Origin of the sequence: Subtercola sp. PAMC28395, from assembly GCF_018889995.1 — a bacterium.
GTDB lineage: Bacteria > Actinomycetota > Actinomycetes > Actinomycetales > Microbacteriaceae > Subtercola.
The window spans coordinates 1,390,982-1,414,967 of sequence record NZ_CP076547.1 but is presented as its reverse complement, the minus strand read 5'-3'; the positions used below and the strand labels follow the sequence as shown (position 1 = coordinate 1,414,967).

Annotated in this window: 18 protein-coding genes and 1 pseudogene; 7 read left to right on the top strand and 12 right to left on the bottom strand. The window is 66.0% G+C overall.

The features are described from left to right. Positions 1-217 precede the first annotated feature (217 nt). The gene (locus tag KPL76_RS06565; protein ID WP_216335653.1) at positions 218-2,017 is read left to right on the top strand and encodes a biotin carboxylase N-terminal domain-containing protein; all 1,800 of its coding nucleotides are present in this window, start codon (positions 218-220) and stop codon (positions 2,015-2,017) included. A 218-nt stretch (positions 2,018-2,235) separates the two neighbouring features. Further along, a pseudogene (locus tag KPL76_RS14960) lies at positions 2,236-2,526 on the top strand (SWIM zinc finger domain-containing protein); the annotation flags it as partial. 680 nt (positions 2,527-3,206) lie between these two features. On the opposite strand, the gene KPL76_RS14955 reads toward KPL76_RS14960, so the two are convergent. After that, positions 3,207-3,350, bottom strand: coding sequence for a CxxxxCH/CxxCH domain-containing protein (locus tag KPL76_RS14955; RefSeq protein ID WP_371733952.1), 144 nt, complete (start codon positions 3,348-3,350; stop codon positions 3,207-3,209). A 4-nt stretch (positions 3,351-3,354) separates the two neighbouring features. Here KPL76_RS14955 and KPL76_RS06560 point away from each other — a divergent pair, with 4 nt between their 5' ends. Continuing rightward, positions 3,355-6,219 (top strand): DEAD/DEAH box helicase, encoded by a 2,865-nt coding sequence (locus tag KPL76_RS06560; RefSeq protein ID WP_371733951.1) that lies wholly within the window; start codon positions 3,355-3,357, stop codon positions 6,217-6,219. Between the two features lie 62 nt (positions 6,220-6,281). On the opposite strand, the gene KPL76_RS06555 is transcribed toward KPL76_RS06560, so the two are convergent. Further along, the gene (locus KPL76_RS06555; protein WP_216335651.1) at positions 6,282-7,742 is read right to left on the bottom strand and encodes a putative Ig domain-containing protein; all 1,461 of its coding nucleotides are present in this window, start codon (positions 7,740-7,742) and stop codon (positions 6,282-6,284) included. Positions 7,743-7,891: 149 nt separating this feature from the next. After that, positions 7,892-9,328, bottom strand: a complete 1,437-nt coding sequence (locus KPL76_RS06550) for an NAD(P)H-quinone dehydrogenase (RefSeq protein ID WP_216335650.1) — start codon at positions 9,326-9,328, stop codon at positions 7,892-7,894. Positions 9,329-9,448: 120 nt separating this feature from the next. Here KPL76_RS06550 and KPL76_RS06545 point away from each other — a divergent pair, with 120 nt between their 5' ends. Genes KPL76_RS06545 through KPL76_RS06535 form a run of 3 tightly spaced genes read left to right on the top strand, consistent with a single transcriptional unit; the run spans position 9,449 to position 12,918 of the window. Then, entirely contained in the window at positions 9,449-10,297 is an 849-nt protein-coding gene (locus KPL76_RS06545) for a purine-nucleoside phosphorylase (RefSeq protein ID WP_216335649.1), read from the top strand. Beyond that, positions 10,294-12,069, top strand: a complete 1,776-nt coding sequence (locus tag KPL76_RS06540) for a phospho-sugar mutase (RefSeq protein ID WP_216335648.1) — start codon at positions 10,294-10,296, stop codon at positions 12,067-12,069. Before KPL76_RS06545 ends, KPL76_RS06540 begins: the two co-directional genes overlap by 4 nt. A 30-nt stretch (positions 12,070-12,099) precedes the next feature. Then, on the top strand, positions 12,100-12,918 hold the full coding sequence (locus tag KPL76_RS06535; protein WP_216335647.1) for an IclR family transcriptional regulator C-terminal domain-containing protein: 819 nt from the start codon (positions 12,100-12,102) through the stop codon (positions 12,916-12,918). Between the two features lie 31 nt (positions 12,919-12,949). Here the strand turns inward: KPL76_RS06535 and KPL76_RS06530 are convergent, their stop codons facing one another. From KPL76_RS06530 to KPL76_RS06520, 3 genes are all read right to left on the bottom strand, one after another. Further along, on the bottom strand, positions 12,950-13,222 hold the full coding sequence (locus KPL76_RS06530; protein WP_216336164.1) for a PTS sugar transporter subunit IIB: 273 nt from the start codon (positions 13,220-13,222) through the stop codon (positions 12,950-12,952). 76 nt (positions 13,223-13,298) lie between these two features. After that, positions 13,299-13,739, bottom strand: a complete 441-nt coding sequence (locus KPL76_RS06525) for a PTS sugar transporter subunit IIA (protein WP_216335646.1) — start codon at positions 13,737-13,739, stop codon at positions 13,299-13,301. A gap of 28 nt (positions 13,740-13,767) precedes the next feature. Continuing rightward, positions 13,768-14,889: an adenosine deaminase gene (locus KPL76_RS06520; protein ID WP_216335645.1), complete on the bottom strand. Its 1,122-nt coding sequence runs from the start codon at positions 14,887-14,889 to the stop codon at positions 13,768-13,770. Positions 14,890-15,004: 115 nt separating this feature from the next. Here KPL76_RS06520 and KPL76_RS06515 point away from each other — a divergent pair, with 115 nt between their 5' ends. Further along, positions 15,005-15,988: a nucleoside hydrolase gene (locus KPL76_RS06515; RefSeq protein WP_216335644.1), complete on the top strand. Its 984-nt coding sequence runs from the start codon at positions 15,005-15,007 to the stop codon at positions 15,986-15,988. Positions 15,989-16,244: 256 nt separating this feature from the next. On the opposite strand, the gene KPL76_RS06510 is transcribed toward KPL76_RS06515, so the two are convergent. From KPL76_RS06510 to KPL76_RS06485, 6 genes are all read right to left on the bottom strand, one after another. Next, positions 16,245-17,537, bottom strand: a complete 1,293-nt coding sequence (locus KPL76_RS06510; protein WP_216335643.1) for a thymidine phosphorylase — start codon at positions 17,535-17,537, stop codon at positions 16,245-16,247. An 87-nt stretch (positions 17,538-17,624) separates the two neighbouring features. Next, entirely contained in the window at positions 17,625-18,158 is a 534-nt protein-coding gene (locus tag KPL76_RS06505) for a cytidine deaminase (RefSeq protein ID WP_216335642.1), read from the bottom strand. 96 nt (positions 18,159-18,254) lie between these two features. Further along, the gene (locus tag KPL76_RS06500) at positions 18,255-19,547 is read right to left on the bottom strand and encodes an ABC transporter permease (RefSeq protein ID WP_371733950.1); all 1,293 of its coding nucleotides are present in this window, start codon (positions 19,545-19,547) and stop codon (positions 18,255-18,257) included. Between the two features lie 113 nt (positions 19,548-19,660). Continuing rightward, positions 19,661-20,926: an ABC transporter permease gene (locus KPL76_RS06495; protein ID WP_216336162.1), complete on the bottom strand. Its 1,266-nt coding sequence runs from the start codon at positions 20,924-20,926 to the stop codon at positions 19,661-19,663. Positions 20,927-20,991: 65 nt separating this feature from the next. Next, positions 20,992-22,533: an ABC transporter ATP-binding protein gene (locus tag KPL76_RS06490; protein WP_216335640.1), complete on the bottom strand. Its 1,542-nt coding sequence runs from the start codon at positions 22,531-22,533 to the stop codon at positions 20,992-20,994. A gap of 166 nt (positions 22,534-22,699) precedes the next feature. After that, positions 22,700-23,809, bottom strand: a complete 1,110-nt coding sequence (locus tag KPL76_RS06485; RefSeq protein ID WP_216335639.1) for a BMP family protein — start codon at positions 23,807-23,809, stop codon at positions 22,700-22,702. Between the last annotated feature and the right edge of the window lie 177 nt (positions 23,810-23,986).

Sequence of the window (23,986 nt, the reverse complement as noted above, 5' to 3'; positions counted from 1 at the left end):
TCTTGGGGACGCTTTCGCGCACCCCGTGCCGCGCGGATGCCAACAGCCCGCAAACGGACGTGTTGCGGCCACTCGATCTCGTGCGCGGCCCGAGCTTGACGCTCGAGGCAGAAGGCTGGATGGGCCGACGCTTTGTAGGGTCCCGCACCCGCCGGGCATCCAACTTTGTGGGCACATGCCAAAGCGGCGGGCGGGTTCGCGAATAGGCTAAGGGACTATGCCCCGAATTTCTAAAGTTGTGATTGCGAACCGCGGCGAGATCGCAGTGCGGGTGATCAGGGCAGCGCGCGACTCGTCGATCGCCTCTGTCGCTGTCTATGCCGACCAGGATCGCGACGCGCTGCACGTACAGCTTGCCGATGAGGCCTACGCACTCGACGGCTCAACGAGTGCCGAGACGTACCTCGTCATCGAGAAGATCCTGTCGATCGCCAAGAGGAGCGGCGCAGACGCCGTGCACCCGGGCTACGGCTTTCTCGCCGAGAACGCGAGCTTCGCCCAGGCCGTCCTCGACGCGGGCCTGATCTGGATCGGCCCCTCTCCCGACGCCATCGAACTGCTCGGCGACAAGGTCTCAGCGCGCCACATCGCTGAGCGTGTCGGCGCACCGCTGGCGCCCGGCACCATCGACCCCGTCTCCGGTGCCGGCGAAGTGCTCGATTTCGTCGCCCTGCACGGCCTGCCGGTCGCCATCAAGGCGGCATTCGGCGGCGGAGGTCGTGGGTTGAAGGTCGCCCGCACCGTCGAGGAGATCCCCGAGCTGTTCGAGTCCGCAACACGCGAGGCGATCGCCGCCTTCGGCCGCGGCGAGTGTTTCGTCGAGAAGTACCTCGACCGCCCCCGGCACGTCGAGACCCAGTGCCTGGCCGACGCCCACGGCAACGTCGTCGTCGTGTCGACACGCGACTGCTCGCTGCAGCGTCGGCACCAGAAGCTCGTCGAAGAGGCCCCGGCGCCGTTCCTCAGCGACGCGCAGAATGCCGAGCTCTACCGCGCCTCGAAGGCGATCCTGAAAGAGGTCGGCTACGTCGGCGCCGGCACCTGCGAGTTTCTCGTAGCCGTCGATGGAACGGTGTCGTTCCTCGAGGTGAACACGCGTCTTCAGGTCGAGCATCCGGTGTCTGAAGAAGTCACCGGCATCGACCTGGTTCGCGAACAGTTCCGTCTCGCAGAGGGCGGCATCCTCGGGTACGACGACCCTGCGCCCCGCGGGCACTCCTTCGAATTCCGCATCAACGGTGAAGATGCCGGCCGAGGCTTCCTGCCGAGCCCCGGGCCCGTCCACGTCTTCAAGGCGCCCGGTGGCCCCGGCGTTCGCGTCGATTCCGGCGTTCAGGCCGGCGACGTCATCTCCGGGTCATTCGACTCGCTGCTCGCCAAGCTCATCGTCACCGGTGCCACGCGCGAAGAGGCCCTTGAGCGCTCGCGCCGCGCTCTCGACGAGTTCGAGGTCGCCGGTCTCCCGACCGTGCTGCCCTTCCACCGGGCGATCGTGATCGACCCGGCATTCGCTCCGGATGCTGGCCAACCCTTCAGCATCTACACCCGCTGGATCGAGACCGACTTCGACAACACGATCGAACCGTGGAGCGGCTCCCTCGAACGCGACACTCCCGCCCAGACCCGCAGTACTGTCGTCGTCGAGGTCGATGGCAAGCGCATCGAGGTGGTGCTCCCCGACAGGCTGCTGAACGCGGCGTCCGGCGGCAGCGCGGGTGCCGGTTTCGGGCCCACTCTCGGCCCGGCCCCCCGGCGACGTGCGGGCGGCGCAGCGGGTCGTCACTCTGCCACCGGCAACGCGGTCAAGGCCCCCATGCAGGCGACGATCGTGAAGGTCGCTGTTTCAGAGGGCGACAAGGTCGTCAAGGGCGACCTCATCGTCGTGCTCGAGGCCATGAAGATGGAGCAGCCCATCCAGGCACACAAAGACGGGGTGATCGGCTCGATCGACGCCACCGTGGGCACAACGGTGTCGTCGGGTCACCGCCTCCTCGAGATCGCCGATCACGCGGCCTGAACCCCCGAAGTCCGAGCCCGGCTGCCGTACCCGCTTCAGGCGTGGTGCGGCCTTGTGCCAGGAATTGCCGCACCGAACTGACGCGACACACCCTTCGTCAAGGTCGCCCCGGGCGTGTCCCGTCATCTCGCGGGATGCTCGGGGTGGCGGGCAGTTCGCGGAGCAGGCGGGTCCTCCAGACGGGCCCCATCGGCCGCGGAGCCTGCGATCATTGACGTATGTCTGAGGCCGAGCATCCGTTCGTCGATGTCGCAGACATTGTTCGGCTCGTCGGGCGGATGTCGTTCGACCGGGCCAGGGCGTACTCGCGGGCTCCGGCGCTGACCGATCTCACCTGGGACCCTGCCAACGGGGAACTCTCGGCCCGAGTGCGGGGCACCCACGTGGTGCCGTACCGATGCAGGGTGTCCCTGGCCGCTGCGCCGGCCACCGGGCGCTTCACCGCCCGGGACGGAACGTGCACCTGCCCGGTGCAGTACGACTGCAAGCACGTTGCGGCCATGCTGCTGGCAAGCAATGCGGAACATCTGCGCGAGCGTGCAGCCGCCGGGGACTTCGGTGCTCCGGATGCGCGGACAGGCCTCAGCGCAGATGATGAAGTGACTCTGCCCACCGACCGGGTCGCAGGGCGACCGCCGGGGGGCCACAGGATGCCCGGCGTCGAGCCGTTCGATGGCGAGGGTTCGTTCGATGAGTCCGGAGCAGTGCTCGGGTCACCCTACGGCTCGGGTTCCGGGTCAGGTTCCGGCTCGTCTTCGGGGTCAGCAATGGAGCAGTGGTATCCCAGTGCTGCGAGCCTGCCGGCGGCGCCGGCCCGCGAAGCAGACCCCACCGACTGGCGAAGCGTGGTGGGGCGACTCACCGGAGTATCCACTGGATCTGATGCTCCCGAGCACGCCTCGAAGGCGCGCACTGCCCGGTCGACCAGGGGCCGCCCTGCACAGCCGACCCGCATGGGGTTGCAGTTCGAGATTCGAGAAATCGTTCCCCGCACGACCGAGCAGTGGCGCGGGCCCGTCTCCCGGCCGGCCAAAGCGCCTGGTCAGGCCGATGACACGCACGCCCTCCCCCGGCGACGGCTTGGGGTGCGCCCGGTAGTGCAGACGCCGACGGGCAGCTACATCAAAGCGAATGTCACCTGGACCTCCTTCTCGCACCAGATCAACCGGCTGGGCCTGGAGCCCGCCCATCACCGCTGGTTCTCCCAGTTCGCCGCCGTGCACCGCGCCACCAGGGAGCTCTTCACCGGCCACGACACCGACTGGGTATACCTCGACGACTTCGAGAGCCCCCTGCTGTGGCAGCTTCTGTTCGAGGCCGAGCGGCTGGGCATCCGGATGCTCGGCACCCGCAAGAACGCTTCGATCACCGTCTCACCCCTTGCCTCGGTGCGCCTCGAGGCCGTGACCCTGCCGTCGGGCGACCTGCAGCTCACGCCGGTCGTCGTCTTCGGTGCGGCACAGCCTGCCGGTACCGGCGGCGCGGCGACACGCGCTGCGGCAGACGCAACGTCGAGTGAAGGGGCGGGTGCGGCAGCCAGAGCCGACCAGCGTGCCGCAACAGCCACAACTTCCGGCTCGGTCGGGGCAGCCCGAAAGAACGCGGCGTCGGTCGTGGGCTCCCCGGCAGAGGGCGACAGCTCGAACAGAGCCGCGGGAGTCGGTTCGCACGGCAGCACGGGCGCCGGCTCGATCGGTGACCACGGGCTCTACGTCTTCGAGCTCGCGCCGCTGCCCACGGTGAGACTCGCGCCGCTCGCGGGCGCTCTTTCCGGCGCGGATGCTGGGCCGAGCGGCGGTCTCGGGGGCGGGCTCAGCGCCGAGGTGCGGGCCATGCTTCGCCGGGCATCCGACATCGTTGTGCCCGCCGCCGAGGTGGCCGAGTTTCTCGAGGACTTCTACCCGACCCTCCGCCGTGCAGTCGACGTGACGAGTTCGGATGCGACGATCGTGCTGCCGGAGATCGAGCCGCCCCTGCTGGTGTTGACGGCGAGATTCAGGCCGAAGAATGTACTCGCTCTCGATTGGGCCTGGCAGTACGGCGGCGATCGCAAGCCGACGCGACTCCCGCTTCATGCCGGGGACGACGAGGGCGACGAGGCGGCTGCCGGGCACGGCTCGGAGTCTCGCGACACCCGCGCCGAGCAGGCCATTCTCGCCCGCGTGGCCGGTGCGTTCACCGCCGAAGCCGACCCCGAGGAGTTCTTCGACCCAGCCGTGCCGCTCAACTCGAGCCTTGTTCTGCAGGGCTATGAAGCAGCCGTCTTCACCGAGAAGACGCTGCCGTCGATCGAGGCAGTCGACGGCGTTCGGGTCGACGTGGTGGGCAAGCGACCGGACTACCGCGAGCTCACCGGCGAGCCCGAAATGACGATCACCACCGTCGAGAGCGACAAGCGCGACTGGTTCGATCTCGGCATCATCGTCAACATGGGTGGGTACCAGATTCCGTTCGGGCCGCTGTTCAAGGCGCTCTCGCGCGGCGAGAAGAAGCTGCTCATGGTCGACAAGACCTACCTCTCGCTCGAGCACCCTGCATTCGACCGCCTGCGCGAGCTGCTCACCGAAGCGAACTCCCTCGACGAATGGGAGACGGGCACGCGCATCAGCCGGTACCAGGCGAGCCTCTGGGCCGATCTCGAAGAGCTCGCCGACGAGACCGTCCAGGCAGTGGCCTGGCGGGCGGCGGTGTCGGGGCTCAACGAAGTCACGAGCATCCGCCCAGTGCCGGTGCCCCTGTCGGTGCAGGCGACGCTGCGGCCCTACCAACAGGAAGGATTCCAGTGGCTCGCGTTTCTGCACGAACACGGGCTCGGGGGTGTGCTGGCCGACGACATGGGGCTCGGCAAGACCCTGCAGACGCTTACGCTCATCGCGCATGCTCGAACGCCGACTCTTCCCGCGCTCGGATCGGGCACGCCAGGAGTCAGCTTGTCGCAGCCGCCACCCGCACCGGATGCCCGGCCGCCCTTCCTCGTTGTCGCGCCGACGTCTGTCGTCTCGAACTGGGTCGCCGAGGCAACCCGTTTCACCCCCGGGCTGGAGGTTCGTGGTGTGACGACGACGCAGTCGAAGGGGCGCCTTCCGCTCGCCGAACTGGCTGCCGGCGCAGACGTCGTGGTCACAAGCTATGCCCTCTTCCGCCTGGACTTCGAGGTCTACCAGGCACTGGAGTGGTCGGGGCTGATCCTTGACGAGGCGCAGTTCATCAAGAACCACACCTCGAAGATCCACCGGTGCGCCACGGACTTCGATGCCCCCTTCAAGCTGGCGATCACCGGCACTCCGTTGGAGAACAACCTGATGGAACTGTGGTCGTTGTTCGCCGTGGTTGCGCCCGGGCTCTTCCCCTCTGCACAGAAGTTCACTGAGGGCTATGTGCGCCCGATCGAGCGCGCACAGGGGGACGAGTTGTTGCCGAAGCTCCGCCGCCGCATCAGGCCGTTGCTCATGCGCCGCACGAAGGAGCTCGTGGCTCCGGAATTGCCGGCCAAGCAAGAGCAGGTGCTGCAGATCGCGCTCGCCCCCGCCCATCGCGCACTCTACGACACGTTCTTCCAGCGTGAACGGCAGAAGCTGCTCGGACTCGTCGAAGACCTCGATCGCAATCGTTTCATCGTCTTCCGATCGCTGACCCTGCTGCGCATGCTCAGCCTCGACGCGTCGCTCATCGATGAGAAGTACAGTCACATTCCGTCGAGCAAGCTCGATGCGCTCTTCGAACAGCTCGACGACGTGATCGTCGAGGGTCACCGGGCGCTCATCTTCAGCCAGTTCACCTCGTTCCTCGGCAAGGCCGCGACGAGGATGGCGGCCGCCGGAATCGCGTACGAGTACCTCGACGGTTCGACAACGAAGCGTGCCGACGTCATCGCCCGGTTCAAGACCGGCACGGCGCCGGTCTTCCTCATCAGCCTGAAGGCCGGCGGATTCGGTCTGAATCTCACCGAGGCCGACTATGTGTTCCTGCTCGATCCGTGGTGGAACCCCGCGACAGAGTCGCAGGCGATCGACCGGACGCACCGCATCGGGCAATCCAAGAGCGTGAACGTCTATCGCCTGGTCGCTGGTGGAACCATCGAGGAGAAGGTCATGGCCCTCAAGGAGCAGAAGGCCAAGCTCTTCGATACCGTGATGGACGACGACGCCGTCTTCAGCTCGGCCCTCACTGCCGATGACATTCGCGACCTGCTCGACGTCTGACACGCGTCGACATCCCTTCCTTAGAGAGTGCAGGATTCTCGAAATCGCGGTGGACCCGTGCGTCAGAGGCCGCAGGGAAGGGGCGAGTACCAGCAGCCGGTGCTCCCCGTCACCGGCGCGATGGTCAGTGACACGTGCTGGGGGCCTGAGCGGCCGACGGAGTTCGTCGCGATCAGATCGAAGTCGAACGTCGCCGCCGTTGTCGGAGTTCCGGAGATCACCCCAGTGACAGGGTCGAGTCGCAACCCGAACGGCAGAGTGCCGGAGACCGTGAAGCCGGTCGGATCGAGGCCCGACGTTGTGGGCGCGGCCGACGCGTACGGCGCTCCGACCTGGCCGGTGCCGGGCGGCGGTGATGATGTCAGTTTCGGCGCGAGCTCGACACGGCTGATGCTGTTGGCCGAGAAGTTTGCGGTGAAGAGGGAACCTCTGGTGTCGGCGACAACGGATTCGGCGTCGGGAGTACCGGGGAGTGTCGCTACAGTCGCCGCGGGGCTCCCATCGGCGGCGAACAGCGAGATGGTGTCGTCACCGACATTGCTCGTATAGACGTTGCCCAGTGCGTCACTGGCGATTCCGAGGGGGTACGAGCCCGACAGATCGTACTCTGCAGCGAGATTCAGGCCCGGCGGTAGGCGCGTGTCGAACTTCGACACCGTCTCGTGGGCCGAACTCACGGAGTAGAGGTAGCCGTGGTGGTCGAAAGCGAGCGCCTGCGGTCGCACTCCGGGCCCGGCCGTCGCCCAGGCGGGCTCGACCACACCGTGGCCGGCGTGATCGAACACGATGCGCGAAATGGTGCCGTCGCCAGGGTTGGCGGTGAACAGTGAGCCGTCGTCGCCGAACACCAGGGCCTGAGTGCCGGCAGCCGGATCCAGCGAATATTCGGCGAGCACGGCCCCCGCCCGCGAGACCGCGACTACCCGCTGGTCGTCTGCAGCGAGCACGTAGATGGTGCCGGTGGCATCGGCCGCGACCGCTGAGGGGTGCCGTCCGTCGAAGCTGAGACCCAGGGCAGCGTCGAACGAGGTGTTGATCTCGCCAGAGCTGGCATCGATCATCCAGAGCTTGTCGAGCAGCGGGCTCGTGACGAGCAGTGCACCCTTCGAATAGACCAGCGTCGACGGAAGTGCACCAAGCGGGAGCCAACCATGAAAGGCCGGATCGGTGATGCCGGCGGGGCTGACCTTCGAGACAGCGTCTCGGCCACTGTCTGCGGTGAACACGCTGCCGTCGTCACCGAGCGCGATGGCACTCGGGCGGGAACCCGGGGCGAGACTCGCGAAGGTGCCAGTAACCACAGGGGTCGCCTGTGCGGCGGTCGCTTCGCCGACAAGAACGCTTCCGACGATGACGCCGACGGCCGCGAGGGAGGCGACCGCTGCGGCAACCGCCGAGTTCACCGACGAGCGGCCGGGCCGCTGGCCGGGCCGCCGCAGGGGCAAGCCAGTCTGCGACCGGGTTCTCCATCGACCGGTCACTACAGTCGCGACACTGCGGGGGCGCGGCACCGTTCTCGACATCGTTCGAACCTCTCCTTCGGGATGAACCGCCGGGTTGGGGTTCGTCTACTGAAAGAGAGAATAACTCAGAGAACACGGTTGACTCTGCGCCTGTGGATAACTTCGAACCATCCCGAGACGTGTGAACGAGTCAGAGACCTGTGAACAAGTCAGAGAACGATGTGCATCGCCCGCGCTGCGTCAGTGATCGACCCGGTGAGCGAAGGGTAGACCGTGAAAGCACGTGACACCTGGTCGACCGTCAACCGGTGCTCGACGGCCAGCGCGATCGGGAAGATCAGCTCGCTCGCCTTCGGAGCCACCACGACGCCGCCGATCACGGTACCCGAACCGGTGCGTGCGAACAGCTTCACGAAGCCGTCTTTGATGCCCATCATCTTGGCGCGCGGGTTCTCACTCAGCGGCAGCTTGTAGATGTCGCCCTGCGCGAGCCCCTCTTCGATCTGCCGCTGCGTCCAGCCGACGGTGGCGATCTCGGGCTGGGTGAAGATGTTGGAGGCGACGTTGCGGATCTCGGTCGGGTTGACGGCGTCGCCCATGGCATGGAACACCGCGGTGCGCCCCTGCATCGAGGCGACGGATGCCAGTGGCAGGAAGGTCGTGCAGTCCCCGGCCGCGTAGACATTCGGCACACTCGTGCGCGCAACCCTGTTGACGCGGATGTGACCCGATTCAGTGAGCTGTACGCCGGCTTCTTCGAGGCCGATGTCTGCGGTGTTCGGAATGGCGCCGACCGCCATCAGGCAGTGGCTGCCCTCAACCGTGCGACCGTCGCTGAGCGTTGCAACGACGCCGTTCTCCGTGCGCACCACAGAGTCGGCCCGGGATTTGGAGAGCACGGTCATGCCGTTCCGCCGGAAGACGTTCTCGATGACGGCGGCTGCGTCGGCGTCTTCACCGGGCAGGACCTGGTCGCGGCTGGAGATCAGGGTGACCTTGGCGCCGAGGGCGGTATAGGCCGAGGCGAACTCCGCTCCTGTGACACCCGACCCGACGACGATCAGGTGCTCGGGAATCGACTGCAGCGAGTACAACTGCGTCCAGGTGAAGATGCGCTCGCCGTCGGGCATCGCACTGGTGAGGAGCCTCGGGCTCGCCCCCACCGACACCACGATGGTGTCGCCTTCGATTCGGTCGAAATCGATGCCGTCAGGGCCTTTGTTCGTCGAGACGATGACGGCGTCGCGGCCATCCATTCGCCCCTCACCCTGAACGATGCGCACGCCGGAGCGGATCAGCGTGGACTTCATGTCTTCGGACTGCTGGCGCGCCAGCCCGAGCAGCCTCTTGTTCACGGCGGCGATGTTCACGGCCACGTCGGGGCGCACCGGGCGGCCCGCGTCGGTGCGACTGAAGAACTGCACCCCGAGGTCGGCCGCTTCGCCGATGGCACTGGCAGCCTCGGCGGTCGCGATGAGAGTCTTCGAGGGAACGACGTCAGTCAGCACGGCCGCGCCGCCCACCCCGACACGTTCGACGAGGGTTACTTCTGCACCGAGCTGGGCACCGGCGATAGCCGCTTCATAGCCTCCTGGGCCGCCCCCCAGAACGGTGATTCTCTGCTTGCGCTCGAATTCATAGGCCATGGTGGCTATTCTCCCGCAGCACAGGGTGCCCGGCCAAACTGCCCAGCGTGCAGCCGCCGATCACGAACACAGACCCGCGTAGTAGATGCCACCTCGTAACGCGACCTCTAAAGTAGGGGAATGTCTTCTGAAGCCACAAGCACCGCAGCCGGTAACCCCCTCGACAACCCTGAGCTCAGCCCGTTCGAGATCGCCCGCGAGGCGGCGGGCCAGATCGCCGAGCGCACCGGTGTCGACCGGCACGACATCGCCCTGACACTGGGCAGCGGGTGGTCGAAGGCCGCCGACCTGATCGGTGAGACCATCGCCACCATCCCCGCCACCGAGATCGTGGGGTTCGGCGCTCCCGCGGTTGTCGGGCACGTCGGGTCGATCCGGTCCGTTCGCCTGCCGAGCGGCAAGCACGCGCTGGTCATCGGCGCTCGCACCCACTACTACGAGGGTCACGGCGTTCGCCGCGTGGTGCACAGCGTGCGAACCGCCGCTGCAGCAGGCGCGTCGGTCATGATCCTGACCAACGGCGCAGGGGGCATCCGCGAGACCTGGAGCCCGGGCACCCCTGTGCTCATCAGCGACCACATCAACCTCACCGCCGACTCTCCCCTTGAAGGCGCAACCTTCATCGACCTCACCGACCTCTACTCCCGCCGCTTGCGCGACCTGGCCCGGTCGGTGGATGATTCACTCGACGAGGGCGTGTACACGCAGTTCCGCGGGCCGCACTACGAGACTCCGGCCGAAGTGCAGATGGCGAAAGCCATCGGTGGGCACATCGTCGGCATGTCGACGGCCCTCGAGGCGATTGCGGCCCGCGAGGCCGGAATGGAGGTGCTCGGAATGTCACTCATCACCAATCTCGCCGCCGGAATCTCACCGACGCCGCTCTCGCACGCCGAAGTCATCGAGGCAGGCCAGCAGGCTGAGACCGTGATCAGCGCGCTTCTGGCGCGAATCGTGGCGGCACTGTGACTGAGGCCGCAGGGCACGGCGCAACCTCTTCACCCGACGCTGACGTCTTCGAACTCCTCGGCCGCGCCTCAGCCTGGCTCGCCCAGGATCCTGACGAAGAGACCCGTGCTGAGCTGATTGCGCTGATCGCCGATGCCACAGGTGGCGGCGAGACGTCGATCGCCGAGCTTCACGACCGGTTCGACACGCGTCTGCCGTTCGGAACAGCGGGGCTGCGGGGCGCCATCGCGGCCGGTTCGAACCGCATGAACCGCGTGTTGGTGAGCCAGGCCGCTGCGGGTATTGCGGCTCACCTTCTCGAGAAGGCCGACGACGGTGAAATCCCGTCGGTGGTCATCGGCTATGACGGTCGCAAGAATTCTCGGGTCTTTGCAACCGACTCGGCCGAGATCTTCGCCGGCGCGGGCGTACGGGCCGTGCTCCTGCCTCGCATGCTGCCGACCCCGCTCGTCGCCTTCGCCGTGCGCGAGCTCGGGCTGAGCGCAGGGGTCATGGTCACCGCCTCTCACAACCCGCCCCTCGACAACGGCTACAAGGTCTACCTGGGCGGTGCCGACGAGGGGTCGCAGATCGTCTCGCCGTCTGACGAGGAGATCTCGGCTCACATCCTGCGGGTGGCCCGCGAGCTGACCGTGCCAGAACTTGCACGCTCGAGCGAGTACGAGATCGCGCCAGAGACACTGATCGACGCGTATGTCGCCAAGACCGCTGCCGTCGGGTGGTTGCCCGCCTCGGAGATCGGTGCGCAGCCCCGCGTCGTGTACACAGCCATGCATGGCGTTGGCTGGCAGACCTTCGCCGCTGTACTCGGGCGTGCGGGGTTCATCGAACCCGATGTCGTCGAGGCCCAGATCCACCCCGACCCGGCCTTCCCGACGGTCGTGTTCCCGAATCCCGAGGAACCGGGAGCGCTCGATCTCGCGTACGCGACGGCTCGCACGGAGGGCGCTCACCTCATCATCGCGAACGATCCCGACGCCGACAGGCTGGGGATCGCCATTCCCGATGCAGACAGCCCCGAAGGGTATCGCCGCCTCACAGGCAACGAGGTCGGCGCACTGCTCGGCTGGCGTGCGGCAGAACAGTTCGCCGCGACCGCCGACGACTCTGCGGGACCGGTCGATACGAGTGGGGCTGGGGCCCCGGCAACCCTCGCCTGCTCGGTCGTCTCCTCCCCTGCACTGGCCGCCGTTGCAGCCGCATACGGACTTCGGTTCCGCGAGACGCTCACAGGTTTCAAGTGGGTCTCGCGCGTACCCGGGCTGATCTTCGGCTACGAAGAAGCACTCGGGTATCTGGTGAACCCTGAGACCGTGCGCGACAAAGACGGCATCTCTGCCGCCGTGGCGTTCCTGTCCCTCGCCAGCGACCTCGCCGTCGACGGCTTCACGATCGCCGACCAGCTCGACAACTTCAGTGAGAAGTTCGGGCACTTCGGCTCTGCCCAGATCTCGCTGAGGGTGACCGATCTGAGTCGCATCGGGGCACTCATGCTGCAGCTGCGCACAACGCCACCGAGCGTGATCGGCGGCATTGCAGTGGCGAGCATCGAAGACCTCTCCCACGGCTCTGCTGAGCTGCCGGCGAGCGACATCCTGCGGATTCGCACTGTCGACGGTTCACGCATCATGGTTCGGCCGAGTGGAACCGAGCCGAAACTCAAGGTGTACATCGACGTCTCGAGCGACTCAGGCACACTCCACGAGCGAAAGGCCTCGGTCGCCGCCCGGCTGTCAGCGCTCGAAACCGGAATGCGCGAGCTGGTGTCATGACGGCGCGGCTTCGAACAGAGCGCCGTTCGCGTGAGTGAGCCAAGCCAGAACCTTGCCGGCGAAACCGAGTTGCCGGGGCCCAGCAGCGGGTTCGTTCAGTCTCTCGCGCGGGGGCTGTCGGTCATCCGGGTGTTCGACGGCGACAACCCCCTGCTCACCCTCAGCGATATCGCGCGTGGCACTGGCCTCAGTCGCGCAACCAGCAGGCGTTTCCTGATGACTCTCATCGAGCTCGGCTACGTTCGGACCGACGGCAAGACGTTCGCCCTCACCGCCAAGGTTCTCGAGCTCGGCTTCAGCTACCTCTCGGGGCTCACTCTGCCCGAGATCGCGCAACCGCACCTCGAAGACCTCTCGCACTCCATCGGGCAGTCGACGTCTGCCGCGATCCTCGACGGTTCAGACATCGTGTACATCGTGCGCGTACGAACCCACCGGATCATGTCGGTGGGAATCAACCTCGGAACCCGCCTGCCCGCGTACGCCACGTCGATGGGCCGCGTCCTGCTGGCCGGACTGTCAGAAGCCGAGCTCGCGGACTACCTGCACGAAGTGAAGCTTCAGGCACTCACGGAGCGCACCGTCGTCTCAGAGAGCGCGCTGATCGCGGAACTCGACCACGTTCGCGAGCAGGGCTGGGTTGTGGTCGACCAGGAACTGGAACAGGGGCTCCGCTCGATCGCTGCTCCGATCCGGGATGCTGCGGGCACAGTGGTTGCGGCCGTCAACGTTTCTACGGCGGCGGCGTCAGGCACGAGCGATTCCGTCCGTGAAGCCTACCTGGCACCCCTGCTGGCCACCGCGGCGAGGATCGAGTCAGACTTGGCGACGTCGCTGCGAACGCACTGACGAACGCACTGACGAACGCAGGCGCGAAGCGTCAGCCGAGCGCCGCTTCGAGCTTCGCCGTCAACTCGTCGACGTCGAAGTAGTTCTGCACCACGATGACGTCGGCGTTGGTCTTGCCGATCGCATCGACGAACTCCGGCGAGGTGAGGATCACCTGCGCGTCAGCAGCCGCAGTTGCAACGCTTGCCAGGTCGCTCGCAGTGACCTCGGCTTCGAGATCGAGCCGCGCGAGGGCGCGTTCAGCGTTCACCTTGAGAATGCCAGAGGTTCCGATGCCCGCGCCACAGATGGCGACGATCTTCACAATGAGCTCCATCCATTAGAGGCGAACACGACTTCTGAGCGAACCCGAACGTGTTCGATGTGCCTCGGAGAGAAGCCTAACGCTGCGGCTCCAACAGTTGCTGGACTTCAGCTGCCGACCGTGCGCCAGCCAGCCGGGGGATGACGCTCTCGTCGTTGAAGACGTTGGCAAGTTCGGCGATTCCCGTCACGTGCTCGTCGACCGACTGGACAGCGAGGCCGAGCACCACGCTGACCGGGTCGTTGTGCGCATGCCCGAAGATCACCGGGTTCGCGAGCGTCACCACAGCTAGACCTGCCGCCAGAACATCGGGCCCCGGCCTGGCGTGCGCCAGAGCGAGGCCCGGCGCGATCACAATATACGCGCCGAACTCCTCGACCATGGCGACCATGCGCGGCCCGTACTCGCTGGTGGTCGCGCCAGAAGCCGCGAGCGCCGAGCCAGCGAGCAGCACAGCAGCGCGCCAGTCGGCAGCCGACTGGCCGAGGAGTATCGCTGAATCAGGAAGGGGGAGCATCCGGTGACCGTCGCAGTTCTCGATGACTCTAGGCTTCGTAGAAACCCTCGGAGATGACGTCAGCCAGCTCCTCGCGGTCCTCGAGTGGAAGGAATGTCGCAGCAACCGCATTCAGTTGGAAGGTCTCGAGGTCATCGAGGTCATAGCCGAAAGCGTCAGACAATAAAGCGAGCTCACGGCTGATCGTCGTGTTGCTCATCAGCCTGTTGTCGGGGTTCACCGTCACCCTGAAGCCCAGCTGGTACAGCAGGTCGAATGGATGATCGCCCAGCTCGTCGCCCCAGGCGGAAATCGCCCCCGTCTGCATGTTCGACGACGGCGAGAGCTCCAGCGCGATCTCCCGGTCCTTGACCCACTGCGAGAGGGGGCCGAGGGTGACGTAGGTGCTCTCGTCGTCCTGTCGCTCCACGGTGATGTCTTCGGCGAGCCGCACGCCGTGACCGAGTCGGAGCGCCCGGCCGTCGAAGAGCGCGCTCCGGATGCTCTGGAGCCCATCGGCCTCGCCTGCGTGAACGGTGACCGGGAAATAGTGGGCGGCCAGGTAGTCGAACGCCTCACGGTGGTTCGCCGCGGGGAACCCGAGTTCGGCACCCGCGATGTCGAAACCGACGACCCCGCGTTCCCGGTTGCGAACGGCGAGTTGTGCCACCTCGAGCGAGCGATCGGCGTGGCGCATCGCCGTCAGCAGCTGCCCGACACGAATTCCGCGGCCCGCTGCGAGCGCGTCGTCGACACCTGCGTCGATGCCCGCCTGAACGGCCTCGACGACCTCGTCGAGACTGAGGCCGGCTGAGAGGTGCTGCTCCGGTGCCCAGCGCACTTCTCCGTAGACGACCCCGTCTGCGGCCAGGTCGGCGACGAACTCGGCAGCCACGCGGCTGAGGCTCTCCCTGGTCTGCATCACGGCGGTGGTGATCTCGAAGGTCTGGAGGTAGGAGACGAGCGACCCCGAGTCGGCACTGTTCTCGAACCAGTCTCCCAGGCCGTCGACACCGGAGGCCGGCAGAGCGAGCCCGATGGCGTCTGCCAGCTCGATGATGGTCTCGGCGCGCAGGGCCCCGTCGAGGTGATCGTGCAGCGAGATCTTGGGGAGCGCGTTGATCTGGATGTCGCTCCCCGCGAGAAAGTATTCTTCGTCCCGTGCAGACATCAGTTCTCTCCTCCTGTGGAGCGAGGCCGGGCGCCCCACCGCAACGTGCGCTACCCGGTGAGGGCCGCGCGGTTGCCCTTCACAATCTATCGGACCGCTGAGCGCATACGCTGGGATGATCATCCAGAACCCGATTCACAGCCCGAAAGGTCTCCTCACCACCGTGCCCCGGAAAATCATTCTCGACTGCGACCCCGGGCACGACGATGCCATCGCGATGCTGCTCGCGCACGGCAACCCCGACATCGAGCTCGTGGCGGTGACCACCGTGGTGGGCAACCAGACCCTCGAGAAGGTCACCCGGAATGCTCTCTCGGTTGCACGCGTCGCCGGAATCGCCGGTGTGCCCTTCGCCGCAGGGGCGAGCAGACCGTTGGTGCGGAACATCGAGATCGCCGATGCGATCCACGGCGACTCGGGGCTCGACGGCCCGGTGCTGCCGGAGCCCGAGATCGAACTCGACCCCCGGCATGCCATCGACCTCATCATCGACACGATCATGCAGGCCGAACCGGGCGAGATCACCCTGGTGCCCACGGGCGGCCTGACGAACATCGCGATGGCCGTGCGAAAGGAGCCCCGAATCGCGTCGCGGGTGCGCGAAGTCGTGCTGATGGGCGGCGCGTGGGGCGGCGGCAACTGGAGCGCCACGAGCGAGTTCAACATCATCATCGACCCTGAGGCCGCGCACATCGTGTTCAACGAGAAGTGGCCGCTCACGATGGTCGGGCTCGACGTCACCCACCAGGCGCTGGCGACCCCCGAGGTAGCCGCCACGATCGAGGCGATCGGAACAGGCCCTGCACTCTTCGTCGGCGAACTGCTGGAGTTCTTCGGTGAGACGTACCGTGACCACCAGGGGTTCGATTCACCGCCCGTGCACGACCCCTGCGCCGTCGCCTACGTCATCGACCCCACCGTGATGACGGTACGCAAGGCTCCGCTCGACGTCGAACTCACCGGCAGGCTCACGCTCGGGATGACCGTGGCCGACTTTCGCGCCCCAGCCCCGGCAGACTGCACCACCCAGGTCGCGGTGAGCCTCGACCATGCTCGCTTCTGGGCGCTCGTTGTCGACGCCCTCGAACGAATCGGCTAGTGCGCTGGAGCTGAAAGCGAGCATCCAGTGGATGCTCGCCACCGACACGGCCCGCCGACCCTGCGGATCGTCGGGAACCGGCGGCGTGGGCCCAGCGCCGAAGAGGCTACGCCTCTTCGGGATCACAGTGGCGTCATAACCCCAGCGCCTGCCTCGACATGCCACAAACGGACGAACGTCAGCCCCACCGATGCATATTGCAGCCCGGTTCGACTGACGTTCGTCCGTTTGCGTCGGCGGCGTTGCCCAACCAGCCTTACGAGATCCGCTCCGCTACCAGCGGCCCCCTCTGCACATACTCCGAGGCGTCACCGATCGCGTACGCCCCCTCCAGCGCCTCCAGCGCCCGCGCGAACCTCGACGGCTCGTCAGCGCTCACGGTGAACAAGGGTTGACCCGCAACGACGGCGTCACCCGCCTTGGCGTGCAGGTCGATTCCGGCGGCGTGCTGCACCGGGTCTGACGCGCGTGCACGGCCAGCTCCGAGACGCCACGCCGCGATACCGAAGGGCAACGCGAGCTGTTCGAGCAGTACCCCCGACCGTTCTGCGTAGACGACGTGGGTCTCCTGCGCGACGGGGAGCGCAGCATCCGGGTCGCCGCCCTGCGCCCGAATGACCTTGCGCCACGAGTCCATGGCCTGCCCGGAGGCGAGCGCACCCTCGACATCGGCGTCAGGGATGCCCGCCAGGGTGAGCATCTCGCGCGCCAGGGCGATCGTCAGCTCGACGACGTCGGCCGGCCCGCCGCCCGCGAGCACCTCGACAGATTCGCGCACCTCGTTGGCGTTGCCGATCGCCAGCCCGAGAGGTCGGTGCATGTCGGTGAGGAGGGCTGATGTGCGGACGCCGGCATCGTTGCCCAGATCGACCATCGTCTGCGCGAGCTCGCGAGATTTGGCGATGTCCTGCATGAAGGCGCCAGAGCCGAACTTGACGTCGAGCACGAGAGCTTTGGTTCCCTCGGCGATCTTCTTGCTCATGATCGACGAAGCGATCAGCGGAATCGCCTCGACGGTGCCCGTGATGTCGCGCAGCGCGTAGAGCTTCTTGTCGGCAGGCGCGAGCCCGCTGCCGGCAGCGCAGATGACCCCACCCACGTCACGCAGTTGCGCGAACATCTCCTCGTTCGTCAGCGACGCGCGCCAGCCCGGGATGCTCTCGAGCTTGTCGAGCGTGCCGCCGGTGTGACCCAGCCCCCGCCCCGACAGCTGCGGCACGGCAACCCCGAACGACGCCACGAGTGGCATCAGCGGAAGCGTGATCTTGTCGCCCACACCACCGGTGGAGTGCTTGTCGACGGTGGTCTTGCCGAGCCCGTCGAAGTTCATCGTCTCGCCACTCGCGATCATGGCAAGCGTGAGGTCACGGATCTCGGGTCGCCCCATGCCGTTCAGCAGAATGGCCATCGCCATGGCCGCCATCTGCGAATCTTCGACGTATCCGCGGGTGTAGGCATCGATCATCCAGTCGATCTGTGACGTGGTGAGGGTGCCGTGGTCGCGCTTCGTGCGGATCAGGTCGATGATGTCGTGCGCTTCGCTGCTCATGCCCACTTCTCTCTGTCGTTGGTGTCGACTTTCCCGAATGTGCAGCAATTCCGCGGATTCCTTGCACATTCGGGCAACTCGTTGGGGTTACTCGGCGTAAGCCTCGAGGGTGCGGGGGCCGAAGGCGTCGGGGAGCACTTCGTCGATGGTGCGGATTCCCGAGACCGTCTCGAGCAGCATGCCCTCTGCGGAGTGCTCATAGAGGAGCTGTCGGCAGCGACCGCAGGGCATGAGGGCGCCACCCTTGCCGTCGACGCAGGTGAATGCCACGAGTCTGCCGCCGCCGGTCATGTGCAGCGATGAAACGAGCGCGCATTCGGCGCACAGGGTGAGGCCGTAGGAGGCGTTCTCGACGTTGCACCCTGAGATGACGCGCCCGTCGTCCACGATTGCAGCAACTCCGACGGGGAAGTGTGAGTAGGGAACGTAGGCATGCGTCATCGCTTCGAGCGCGACGGACCTCAGGGCATCCCAGTCGATGTCAGGCATGTGGTGCTCGCTTTCTCGAGGTTCAGATGAATTCGGCCGGGCACGAAACCGCGGCGATGAGGTCGCTTGGTGCAGGCGATCGCCTGGCTGCACGAACTGAGGCCGGTGACCCAGCCCCAGTATCGCTGCCATCCAGAGCCGGTGACGTCGGGGAAGCGCGGGTGACGTCGGGAACCACAGTGCACTCGGAACCGCGCACCGACGCGCGACGGGATCTTCGCGCGAGGATCATGACTTGATGTACGGCCGCCCCGACGCAGCGGGGCCCCTCGACCTGCCGACCAGGCCTGCGACAGCGAAGATCGTCAGCACGTACGGCAGCATGAGCATGAACTCGCTCGGCACCGGCGAGCCGATGATTCCCAGCGCGTTCTGCAGGTTCGTCGCGAACCCGAAGAGCAGCGCGGCCAGTGTGGCCCTGATCGGATCCCACTGCCCGAAGATCACCGCCGCGAGCGCGATATAACCGGCACCGGCCGTCATCTCCTTGTTGAAGGCACCGACCGAACCGAGCGTGAAGTACGCACCACCCAGCCCGGTGATGGCTCCGGCGAGCAGCACGTTCCAGAACCTCGTCGAGTTCACGTTGATGCCCACCGTGTCGGCGGCCTGTGGATGCTCGCCCACTGCCCGCACCCGAAGCCCCCACTTCGTGTGGAACAACGCGAAGTACACGGCCGCAACCGCGATGTACATGAGGTACACGATGATCGTCTGGCGGAACAGCGTCGGGCCGATGATCGGGATCTCGCTCAGAATCGGAATGTTGATCCGGTCGAATCGCGGCGGTGAGTTCAGCAGCTCGGCATTCTTCGACAGCACCTGTGAATAGAGGAAGTTGGTCAGACCCACAACAAGCACGTTCAGCACGACACCGACGATGACCTGGTCGACCAGGTACTTGATGGCGAAGGCCGCGAGCACGAAGGCGACGAGCGCGCCGGCAACCGCTGCAACCGCAAGCCCCAGCAGGGGCTGGTGCGTGATGGATGCGACGACGGCCGACACGAAGGCACCGGCGAGCAGCTGGCCCTCGATGGCCACATTGACCACCCCGACCCGCTCGGAGATGACGCCGCCCAGGGCACCGAAGATCAACGGAACCGACAGCGACACCGTGCCCACCAGCAGCCCGGGGACCTGCACGGGCAGAGACGCCCCTGCAGCGACCCAGGCGAGGAACGCGAACAGGAAGACCACACCGAGAATGCTGGTGAGCCAGAGCGGTACGCGCCTGTCGGCGCGGACACGAAGATAGGCGATCACGGTGATGACGGCCAGGATGAGGGTCGCCACTATCCCCGTGACCCGCGCGTCGACGACGACGTTGGGCAGCTGGATGAGGTCGTCACTGCCCGACAGCGTGAAGGTGGAGTTGCCGTCGCGCCCGAGGATGACGAAGAGAACCAGCGCGATGGCGGTGAAGATCGCGAAACCGATCGGCGCCTTCCACGATTTCACGACCGTCTTCTCGAGCCCTCTGGTCGAATCAGCGTTCTCGTGCTGCGTGGCGGTCGACACGACGCCGGGCTCGATGACCCCGGTGCTCACACTGGGAACACCGAGCCCTGAGGGGTCTCCGGGTGCACCGCTGCCACTGCCGGTACCGCCGGTGGCGTTGTACCGTGGATCGCTCATTTCGCGACCACCGCCTCTGCGCTCTGGGCCGGTTTCGATGTCTTCGAAGGCGTATTGGCCTTGGGCTTCTGCGACACCCCTGGGGTCGGCAGCCGGAACACCGCCCTCACGAGAGGAGGCGCCGCGATGAACAGAACGATGAGCGACTGCACGACGAGCACGATGTCGACGGGGATGCCTTCACCGGCCTGCATGGCGAAACCGCCGGCCTTGAATGCCCCGAAGAGAATTCCGGCAACGAAGATGCCCCAGGGCTTGGAGCGCCCCAGCAGGGCCACGGTGATCGCGTCGAAGCCGATTCCGGCGTCGATGCCCGAACTGAAGCCCGACGTCACGGTACCGAGCACCTGGGCGACGCCAGCGAGGCCGACCAGCCCACCGGAGAGCAGCATGACGTAGATGTAGGTGCGTTTGACGTTGATGCCGGCGACCCGGGCGGCGTTCGGGTTGATCCCGACGGCCCGGAACCGGAACCCGAGGCTCGAGCGGGACAGCAGCCACCACACGAACACCGTGGCGGCGATGGAGACCAGCAGCCCGGCGTGCAGGTTGTAACTCGAACCGAGCAGGTCGGGGTAGATGGCGGTCGGCAGCATCGGGGGGGTCTTGGGGTTGTTCGACCCCGGTGCCTGCAGCGCACCCGGGGTACGCAACAGGAACAGCAGGAGGTACACCGCGATGTAGTTCATCATGATCGTCACAATGACCTCGTGCGCGCCCGTGCGGGCCTTGAGCAACCCGACGATACCGCCCCACACCGCCCCACCGACGACACCTGCAACGACCGCGAGCACCAGGTGGATTCCATACGGCAGCGGGAACGAGAACCCGACCCACCCTGCGCACGCCGCGGCGATGATCATCTGCCCCTGGCCACCGATGTTGAACATTCCGGCCCGGAAGGCCAGACCGACGCCGAGACCGGCCGCGATGAGCGGAGTCGCAAAGGTGAGTGTGTCGGTGAGCGGCTTGATGCCCTTGGCGAAGCCGGCGGCACCGAAGTTGTATACCGAACCCTGGAAGAGTGCGCCGTACGCACCCGACACCGCCGTCCAGATGGCGGAGAAGGTGTCACCGGGACGCGAGAAGAAGTACCCGGACGCCGCCTGCACGTTCTCGTCGGTCAGGGCGATCAGGATGCCGCCCGCGACAAGGGCGAGCACGACAGCGAGAATCGAGATGACCACACTGCCACCCATGATGTCCCGCAGGATCTGGTTCGACTTGGGAACCGGAGGCGCCGCATCGGGTGCGGTGCCCATGCCTCCCGCTGCGCCGCCCGCTGCGCCTGGCAACCCAGACCCAGCAGAGTCGATCGTGGTGTCGCTCACAGGAGTGCTCCTTCGACGGTGTTTGTCGTGGTGATGACGTCGGGCACTTCACCGGTCATCATGAGACCGAGTACATCACGCGAGGTGTTGCCGGGCACGATGCCGACGATGCTGCCGCGGTACATCACCGCGATGCGGTCGGCGAGCGCCGTGACCTCGTCGAGCTCGGTTGAAACCACGATCACGGGCACCCCCGAATCCCGTGTCGCGACAATCCGTTTGTGCACGAATTCGATCGACCCGACGTCGATACCGCGGGTCGGCTGGGCAGCCACGAACAACCGGAGGTCGCGGCTCAGTTCCCTGGCAAGGACGACCTTCTGCTGGTTTCCGCCCGAGAGGCGGCCCACCGGTGTCTGGATGCCCTGCGACCGTACATCGAACTCGCTGGCCTTCTCTTCTGCGAACACCTGCAGGAAGCCCAGCTGCAGGCTGCCCCGCTTGACGAACGGCTTCGAATCGCTGCGGTCGAGCATCAGGTTCTCGGCAATCGTGAACTCACCGACGAGTCCGTCTTCGTTGCGGTCTTCGGGAACGAACCCCACCCCGGCGTTCAGCACCTTGCGCACCGAGAGGCCAACGAGCGAGCGCCCATCGAGCGTCACAGAACCCAGAACACGCTCCTGCAGCCCCATGATCGCCTCGGTGAGTTCGGTCTGCCCGTTGCCCTGCACCCCCGCGATCGCCAGGATCTCACCTCGGTGCACCGCGAAACTGACCGAGTTCACGACGAGCTGGCCCACCGCATCGACCACGGACAGGTCTTTCACGACCAGGGCCGCCTCGCCCGGCTTCGCGACCTCTTTGTGCACGGTGAGCTCGACCGCGCGACCCACCATCATGGAAGCGAGGTCGGCGTTGGTCGCAGTCGGCTCTGCCTCGCCCACAACCTTGCCCAACCGGATGATCGTGATGCGGTCGGCGATTTCACGCACTTCGCGCAGCTTGTGGGTGATGAACACGATCGATGTACCAGCGTCTCGCAACTGGCCCATGATGGTCATCAGCTCGTCGGTCTCCTGGGGAGTGAGCACTGCCGTGGGCTCGTCGAAGACGAGCACCTTCGCCTCGCGCGAAAGCGCCTTGATGATCTCGACGCGCTGCTGTACCCCCACGGGCAGGTCGTCGACCAGGGCATCGGGGTCGACGTCGAACCCGAACCGGGCGCTGATCTCGCGCACGCGGGCCCGGGCCGCAGCCAGGTCGAGCCGACCGAGGCCCTTCGTCTGCTCGTGGCCGAGCATGACGTTCTCGGCAACCGTGAACACCGGGATGAGCATGAAGTGCTGGTGCACCATTCCGATGCCGGCGTTCATCGCATCGCCGGGGCCGGCGAAGTGCTGCACCTCGTCGTCGAGGAGGATCTCGCCACCGTCGGCCTGGTACAGACCGTACAGCACATTCATCAGGGTGGACTTGCCAGCGCCGTTCTCACCGAGAAGCGCATGGATCTCACCCGGTTTCACGACCAGCTCGATGTGGTCATTCGCAACGAGTGAGCCGAAACGTTTGGTGATGCCGCGGAGTTCGAGCTTCATGGATTCAATCTACACAGGGGCTGTTGGTCGGTGATGGTTCTGCACAGCGGGCTTGACGAAGACACGCGCTGTGGAGGAGAAGACGCGCTTAACAGGTGTGGGGAGCCAGATGTTCACCTGGCTCCCCACACCCTCGCATCCGCGGCCCAGCAGGGCCGGGCGGCTGCTACTTGCTGAGGTAGGACTTCACCGGGATCGTGCCCGAGATGATCCCGGCCTTGATCGTGTCGAGCTCGGCCTGGAGGCCCGGGTCGACCTTGCTGGCGAAGTTGTGGAACGGCGCGATGCCGACTCCGTCGTTCTTCAGGTTGCCGATGTACGACGTCACGTCGAACGTGCTGGCCGTGGCGGCCTGGTTGACGACATCACCGGTGGCCTGCTTGATGCCCTTGAGCACCGAGGTGAGGTACAGGTCTGCGTAGGTCGGGAAGGTGTTGAACACGTCGGCGTCAGCACCCAGCAGCGCGACACTCTTCTTGGAGTCGGTGATTGCGGCACCGGCACTCTGGAAGATGGGGCCACCGACGGGAAGCAGAACGTCTGCACCCTGGTCGATGAAGTTCTGCGCTGTGGTCTTCGCGGTGTCGTTTGCCTCGAAGCCGCCAGTGAAGGTCGCTGCATCGGGGTTGGCCGGGTCGTAGCCCAGAACCTGGACTGACTTGCCCTTCTGGCTGTTGAAGTAGCTGACACCCTGCGCGAAGCCATCCATGAAGATCGTGACGGTCGGGAAGTTCATGCCACCGTAGGTCGCGACCTTGCCGGCCTTGCTGTAGCTCGCCGAAGCGTAGCCGGCGAGGAAGGCGGCCTGCGCCGTGTCGAACAGGATCGGCTTGATGTTCGGAGCATCGGTCTTGCCGTCGAAGTTGTTGTCGGCCGCGTCATCGATGATCGCGAAGTCGACAGTCGGGTTCGCGAGCGCTGCGGTCACGGTCGCGGCAGACAGCGCAAAGCCGACCGTCACGATCAGAGTGCAGTTCTGCGAGACGAGGCTGTCGATGTTCGGCGCGTAGTCGGTCTCTGCGTTCGACTGCACGGTGATCGGCTTCACGCCGAGTGCAGCTGCCGCTTCGGTGAGGCCTTCGTAGCCCAACTGGTTGAACGACTTGTCGTCGAAGCCACCGAGGTCGGAGACCATGCAGGGCTTGAACCCGGCAATGGCGCTGGCGGTCGGGGTGCTGGTCGAGGTGGCCGGTGCCGAAGCGCAACCCGCGAGAAGTGCCGCGGTGGCGATCGTTGCCAGGCCGCCGAGGGCGAGGCGACGTTTGGTGATGCTCAAGGTGTCCTCCAAAGTGCTGGCCCGCCGAGAGGGCAGGCGCTGTGAAGGTCCACGTTACCGAATGTGACGCCGCCGCTTGCATCCCTCGGAGTCATTGCGACGTAAGCGTTACAAAGACGGGATGGCTACGTAATCTCGATGAAATGTCTACGACGAAATCGTGCGTCAGGCGCACGT